This is a genomic window from Nocardioides stalactiti (assembly GCF_014180715.1).
Taxonomy (GTDB): domain Bacteria; phylum Actinomycetota; class Actinomycetes; order Propionibacteriales; family Nocardioidaceae; genus Nocardioides; species Nocardioides stalactiti.
Map to the genome: position 1 here is coordinate 1 of NZ_JACEFC010000165.1, position 6,969 is coordinate 6,969.

The 6,969-nt window shown below is 71.1% G+C and carries 6 protein-coding genes; 5 read left to right on the plus strand and 1 reads right to left on the minus strand.

All coding sequences use genetic code 11. From position 1 onward, the window contains the following. The 3 genes from H0487_RS20920 to H0487_RS20930 all read left to right on the plus strand — a co-directional run. Positions 1-811, plus strand: an 811-nt coding sequence (locus H0487_RS20920) for a hypothetical protein (protein WP_183096159.1), incomplete at its 5' end; no start/stop codon positions are given. Positions 812-859: 48 nt separating this feature from the next. After that, on the plus strand, positions 860-1,402 hold the full coding sequence (locus H0487_RS20925; RefSeq protein ID WP_183096160.1) for a SigE family RNA polymerase sigma factor: 543 nt from the start codon (positions 860-862) through the stop codon (positions 1,400-1,402). Next, the gene (locus tag H0487_RS20930; protein WP_183096161.1) at positions 1,399-2,421 is read left to right on the plus strand and encodes a hypothetical protein; all 1,023 of its coding nucleotides are present in this window, start codon (positions 1,399-1,401) and stop codon (positions 2,419-2,421) included. The genes H0487_RS20925 and H0487_RS20930 overlap by 4 nt, the downstream gene beginning before the upstream one ends. 21 nt (positions 2,422-2,442) lie before the next feature. Here the strand turns inward: H0487_RS20930 and npdG are convergent, their stop codons facing one another. Next, positions 2,443-3,132 carry an NADPH-dependent F420 reductase gene (gene npdG, locus H0487_RS20935; protein ID WP_312856044.1) on the minus strand — a complete coding sequence of 230 codons (690 nt, stop codon included), beginning with the start codon at positions 3,130-3,132 and terminating at the stop codon, positions 2,443-2,445. Positions 3,133-3,272: 140 nt separating this feature from the next. On the opposite strand from npdG, the gene H0487_RS20940 reads away from it, so the two are divergent. After that, positions 3,273-4,316, plus strand: coding sequence for an LLM class F420-dependent oxidoreductase (locus H0487_RS20940; protein ID WP_183096162.1), 1,044 nt, complete (start codon positions 3,273-3,275; stop codon positions 4,314-4,316). 152 nt (positions 4,317-4,468) lie between these two features. Next, positions 4,469-6,838 (plus strand): MMPL family transporter, encoded by a 2,370-nt coding sequence (locus H0487_RS23630; protein WP_246384087.1) that lies wholly within the window; start codon positions 4,469-4,471, stop codon positions 6,836-6,838. The last annotated feature ends 131 nt before the right edge of the window (positions 6,839-6,969 follow it).

Here is a 6,969-nt window from a genome sequence, read left to right on the forward strand (position 1 = left end):
CGACGACAGCCCGAGCGACCCGGTCGACCCCGGCCCCCTCGTCGCGTGCCCCCGGGTCACGGCCGAGGCCGACCCGGCGCTCCCGGACGCCGTGCCCGAGGGCGCGACCTCGGTCCGGCTCTGCGACGGCGGCGCCGACAAGGTGACGCCCCCGGTCGACGCCCTCACCACCGACGTCGCGGCGGTCGTGGCCGCGGTCAACGACCAGCCGCTCGTGGCGCGGCGCTGCGTCGAGCTCCGGGTCCCCGACTACCAGCTGGCGTTCGGCTACCCCGACGGGTCGCGGTTCGTCGTCGCGGCCCGGTTCACCGGCTGCGCCGAGCTCCTCGTCGGCAACGGCCGCCGGGATCGGGCGACCCCGCCACTGCGCGCCTTCGTCGACCGGCTCCGGGCCCAGCGGGTGGCGGCCACACCGCCGGAGCTGTCGGTGCGGGCGGGGGACCTGGACTGCGCCCAGCCGTCCAGCACGCTGCCGACCACGGCCGCCGACCCGACCGACCTGAGCGTCGCCGTGCTCTGCTTCGGCGTCCCCGAGCGCCCGGAGCGGGCGACCGCGGTCCCGATCCCCGCCGAGGACCTGACGATCCTGACCCGGAGCATGCAGCACGACACCGCGTCCTCGGCAGGGTCGCTGGGGTGCACGCCGCCCTTCTCGCTGCGCGAGCACTGGATCGTCGGGGTGAGCGCCTGGGGCGACCCGGTCGCCGCGCGGCGCGGCTGCTTCGGCCTCACCATCGAGGGCGACATCGAGTGGACCCCGCGCCGCGAGGAGCGGGCGATCATCCGGGCTCTGGTCTCAGCAGCCCGTTGACAACCTTTCGGCCACCCTCACCGCTTTGACAGGGTGAGAGGAGGTCCGATGGAGCGAACGGTGGTGGGTGTGGTCGATCAGCGCACAGCGATCGAGGACGACTTCGTGGCGTTCGTCGCGGCTCGCGGCGACGCGCTGTGGCGGTCGGCCTGGCTGTTGACCGGCGACCACCAGCTCGCGGAGGACCTGGTGCAGACCGCGCTCGCCAAGAGCTGGCGGGCGTGGGCACGCGTGGGTCCGGAGAGCTTCGAGGCCTACGTGCGGCGGGTGCTCTTCACGACCTACATCTCCTGGTGGCGGCGCAAGTGGCGCGGTGAGCGTCCGACGGCCGACCTCCCGGAGACGCCGAGCACCACCCACGACGCCGACGCCCGCAACGACCTGGTGGCCGCGCTCGCGCAGCTGCCACGCGGGCAACGGGCCGTCGTGGTGCTGCGCTACTTCGAGGACCTGACCGAGCAGCAGACGGCCGACGCGCTCGGCATCAGCGTCGGCACCGTGAAGAGCCAGTGCTCCCGGGCACTCGGCGCACTCCGCTCCTCTCCCCACCTGCGACGAGACGACACCGACAACGACGGGGGCACACCATGAGTGACGAGCAGTGGTTGCGCGAGGGCCTGGCGGACGCCGTGCCCCCGCCGCCGATCAACCCGGACCGGGCCGGCGCGGCCGAGCGGCTGGCACGTCGCCGACGTCGTACGACGACGCTGGCCGTCATCGGCTCCGCCGCGGCCGTCGCCGCGGTCGCCGTGCTCGGCACCACTTTGGCGTCGGGCGGTGACGACGGGCCCGACCGGCAGATCGTGGCCCCGGACCCGCCGGCCGACGTCGAGTGCCCCTTCATCGAGGTCGGCAAGGGCGGGATCGCCCAGGGCGTCGACGAGCCGGACCCGAACCTGCCCGACGCGGTGCCCGAGGGCGCCACCGTGGCGCGGCTGTGTCAGGGCGTCGGCACGGCGTACGACGCCCCTGCCGACGCGCTCGTGACCGGCGTCGACGACCTGGTCGCTGCCATCAACGACCTCGACGTCTCCGGCCCGCCGGAGATGTGCACGATGGACCTCGGGCCCGGCTACCGGATCGTGTTCGGCTACGACGACGGCTCGACCTTCGTGGTGAGCGGCCAGCTGTACGGCTGTCACACCCTCGTGGTCGGCAGCGGCTACCGGGCCGACCCGGAGGCGGCGCAGGCCGCGTTCCTCGGGCTGCTCGACGAGCAGCAGGCGGCGCAGGGCGAGCCGGCGGACGACGTCGACGCAGCGGACCTGTCCTGCACCGACGCCGGCGGATCGACCCGGCAGGACCTCGCGCTGGAGGCGGCGATCGTCTGCATCGTCGACGACAGCGGTGCGACCGTTTCGGCAGCGATCGACGACGCGGACCTCGACCTGCTGACCCACGACATGGCGGTCAACCAGTCCGCAGCGGTGTTGAAGTGCGCCTTGGTGCCGCCGTTCCCGACGATCGTCGCTGCCTACGACGACGGCAGCACCGTCACGATCCTCTCCGAGTGCGGCACCAGCTTCTGGCGCCTGCCCAACGGGATGGCGTGGATGCCGAGCGAGGACGCCCGCGCGATCCTCGACGGTCTCGTCAGCTCCGCGAGCTGACGAGACCCGTCGCGGTCTCGGTCAGTGCGCCTGGCCGAGACCGGTGACGCGGATGCCCGAGTGGGCCTTGTACTTGCGGTTGATCGAGATGAGCACGGCGGTGAACGGCTCGAGCTGACGGGCGAGCCGCAGCTTGCCGCCGTCGATGCCGGCGTGGCCGGTGACCGAGGCGGCGAGCTCCATGGCGACCTCCTTGGCCTCGACGACGTCGCCCACCACGATGACGTCCTCGTCGAGGTCGCCCGGCTCCTCCCAGAGCCCGACGGCCGACACGTTGTGGAAGGCGCCGACCACGGTGGCCTCGGGAGCGAGCTCCTGGGCCGACTCGGCGGCAGAGCCCTCACCGTTGTTGATGACCTTGCCGTGGGCGCCGCGCTTGTCGAACGCCAGCGGGTTCACGCAGGAGATGACCGTCTTGCCGGCCAGGGGCAGTGACGCGACCAGCTCGTCGTGCCCGTCGTACGGGACGGCCAGCAGGACGACGTCGCACTGCTCGACCGCGTCGACGTTGCTGGCTCCGGAGACCTCGCCCGCACCGGCTGCGCCGGCGAGCTTGTCGCGGACCTCCGCGGCGACCGCCTCACCCTTCTCCGCGGCCCGCGAGCCGAGGACCACGGTGTGGCCACCCTTGGCGAAGCGGTAGCCGAGGCCCTTGCCCTGCGGCCCGGTGCCACCGATCACTGCCACGCGGTACTTCGTCCCTGCCGTCACTGGTCCTCCTCGCAGTCCTGAGGCTCAGCAGCGTCCCACACGCCGCTCACCGTCTCTTCCCGTGGATGGGGTCGTTGCGATTGTGACAGTAGTACTGTCACAGTTGCTCCGAACCACCGACCCCCTCCGGAAGGGACCTGATGAAGCTCTCCAGCTCGCTGATGTACGCCGGCAACCCGCGCGACGCCGCCGACCAGGTGCAGGCGCTCGAGCGCGCCGGCCTCGACAGCATCTGGGTCGCCGAGGCCTACGGCTTCGACTCCCCGACCCTGATGGGCTACCTGGCCGCGAAGACCGAGACGATCGAGATCGGCTCCGCGATCCTCAACATCTACTCGCGCACCCCCGGAGCGCTGCTGCAGACCGCGGCCGGCCTCGACAACGTCAGCGGCGGTCGCGCCATCCTCGGCCTCGGGGCTTCCGGCCCGCAGGTCATCGAGGGCTTCCACGGGCTGCCGTACGCCGCTCCGCTCGGCCGCACCCGCGAGGTCATCGACATCATCCGGCGCGGCATGAAGCGCGAGCCGCTCAGCAGCGACGGCTACTTCAAGATCCCGCTGACCAAGGAGAACGGTGGCGTCACCGGTCTCGGCAAGCCGCTGAAGATCCTCACCCACCCCGAGCGCTCCGCGGTCCCGATCTACATCGCGTCCCTCGGCGCCAAGAACGTCCAGATGACCGCGGAGATCGCCGACGGCTGGTTCCCGCACCTCTACATCCCCGAGCACGCCGGCAAGGCCTGGGCCGAGCCGCTCGCCAACGGCACGGCCAAGCGCTCCGCCGACCTGGGCCCGCTCGAGGTCGTCGCCGGCGCCCTGTGCGCGATCGGCGAGGGCCCGGAGACCAAGGCGCTGCTCGACTTCGCCCGCCCGCTCGTCGCGCTGTACGTCGGCGGCATGGGTGCTCGCGACAAGAACTTCTACAACCAGCTGTTCTGCGAGTACGGCTACGAGGCCGAGGCCAAGCACATCCAGGACCTCTACCTCGACGGCAAGAAGAAGGAGGCCGAGGCGGCCGTGCCGCTGGAGGTCCTCGAGCTGATGAACCTGGTCGGCCCCGAAGGCTACGTCAAGGAGCGGATCGCGGCGTTCCGCGAGTCCGGGGTCACGAACCTCCAGATCATGCCCGCCTCCGAGGACGCCCCGGCCCTGGTGAGCCGCATGAAGGAGCTCATCAACGCCTGAGGGATCCGCTGTCACAGAACGGCTCGGCCGGGTGTCTCCATGACACCCGCCGGGCCGTTCTTGCGCGTCACCGATGATTCCCCGAGGCTTTCAGGGTCGGATCCGGCGAAACCCTGATGCCGTTGTCCGTGCCCCCTGGAAGGCTGTTCCCCATGCACCGTCAGATAGCCGGCAAGCTCACCGGCCCCGTCACCAAGTGGATCGTCCTGGCAGCCGTGGTCATCCTCACGATCGGCCTGGGACCCCTCTACCCCAAGCTCGTCGACGTCCAGGACAACGAGGCGTCGTCCTGGCTCCCCGGCGACGCCGAGTCCACCGAGGTCCTCGACGAGCTCTCCGGAACCGTCGACCCCAACGACATCCCGACCCTCCTCGTCTACGAGCGCCCGGGCGGCCTGACCGAGGCCGACCTCGCGGCGATGGACGAGCACGCGGCGGAGATCGCGAAGACCGACGGCGTCACCGACGCCGGCGTCCTCGCCCCCAACGCTGCTGAGGCGATCCGCGCGCAGGACCCGACCGCCCCCCGGCTCCTCTCCGAGGACGGCGAGGTCGCCTACCTCTACTACGTCTGGAACTTCGGCAGCGAAGGCTGGAACGCCGTCCCGGACGCGGCCGACGAGGTCAAGAAGATCGCGAAGATCGACGGCACCACCGTCCACCTCGCCGGCTACGGCGGTCAGGCGGCCGACGCTGCGGAGGCGTTCGAGGGAATCGACACCAACCTCATCTTCGCCACCCTCCTCGTCGTCATGGTCATCCTGCTGCTCACCTATCGCAGCGCGATCCTGTGGTTCCTCCCGATCCTGTGCGCGGGCATCGCCAACGTGATCGCGACCGGCGTGGTCTACCTGCTGGCGAAGTACGCCGACCTGACGGTCAACGGACAGAGCCAGGCGATCCTCGGCATCCTGGTGATCGCCGCCGGGACCGACTACGCCCTGCTGCTCGTGGCGCGCTACCGCGAGGAGCTGCGCCGCCACGAGGACCGGCACGAGGCGATGGCGTTCGCCCTGCACCGGGCCGCACCCGCGATCATCGCCAGCGCGGCGACGGTCGTCGTCGGCATGCTCTGCCTGGTGGTCGCGGACCTCAACTCGACCGCGGGCATGGGCCCGGTCCTGGCCGTCGGCATCGCCGTCACCCTGCTCGTCATGGTCACGCTGCTGCCCGCGCTCCTCGTGATCTGCGGCCGCTGGGTGTTCGGCCCGGCGCGTGACGGACACCGACCGTGGACCCGCACGGCCGTCGGCATGCTGGTCGGCGGCGTGGCTGCCGCAGTCGGCGGCGGGGCGCTGTCCGGCGCGGACGCCGACGTCGTCGCCGGCATCGGTGGCCTCGTCTCGTTCCTCGGCGGCGCCAGCGCGCTGTTCGGGTTGCTGATGCTGATCCAGGTGGCCATCGAGAAGTGGACCAGCGTCCACAGCCGGCCGGACTTCGGCTCGACCGAACCGACCGACTCGGGCATGTGGGCGCGGGTGGGCAACGCTGTCTCGCCCCGACCGCGCGCCGTGTGGCTGGCGACGACGGGCCTGCTCCTGCTCGCCTGCCTCGGCCTGTTCCAGCTCAACACCGCCGGGCTCTCGACCGAGGACACCTACACGAAGGAGTTCGACTCGATCAAGGGCCAGAAGGTGCTCGTCGAGCACGGCCTGGCCGACACCTCCAACACCGCCCAGGTCGTGGCGAACGAGGCCCAGATCGACGAGGTCGCCGCCGCTGTCGCCGGGATCGACGGCCTGGAGGAGCCGCGCCAGGTGATCCCGCTCGGCGACGGCCGCGCCTACTTCGAGGCCACGATCACCGAGGACATCTCCTCGACCAAGGCGTTCGAGATCGTCGAGGACACCCGGGACGCCGTCCACGACGTCGACGGCGCCGACGCGATCGTGGGTGGCGGTTCGGCGTTCTACCTCGACACGAAGATCGCGTCCGACCGCGACAACAAGGTGATCATCCCGCTCGTCCTGATCGTGGTGTTCCTCATCCTGCTGGCGCTGCTGCGGTCGGTGCTCGCGCCGGTCCTGCTGATCGGCACGGTCGTGCTGTCGTTCGGGGCCGCGCTCGGCATCTCGGCGCTGCTGTTCGAGCACGTCTTCGGCTTCGCCGGCTCGGATCCGCAGTTCCCGCTGTTCGCGTTCGTGTTCCTCGTCGCCCTCGGGATCGACTACAACATCTTCCTGATGTCCCGGGTCCGGGAGGAGACGGTCAACCACGGGACGCGGCGGGGCTCGCTGATCGCCCTGTCGTCGACCGGCGGAGTGATCACCTCGGCGGGCGTCGTCCTCGCGGCGACGTTCCTGGTCCTCGGCTCGCTGCCCTTGGTCTTCCTGGCCGAGCTCGGCGTGACCGTCGCCCTCGGGGTCCTGCTCGACACGATGATCGTGCGGTCGGTCCTCGTGACGGCGCTCAACCTCGACCTGGGCGGCAAGATCTGGTGGCCGAGCAAGCTCGACCACGAGGACAAGCCGCTCGACGAGGCGCCGCCGGAGGCCGAGCGCGAGAAGGTCCCCGCCCTCTGAGGCACGACTGAGGCAACGGCCACGGACCACGGCCGGGATAGAACACGTTCTAGTCTCGGCCGTGGTCCGTTAGTCTTTCCCTGCGATGTCCGACCAGCAGGCCCCCCAGCCCACCCCCCAGCAGATCCGTC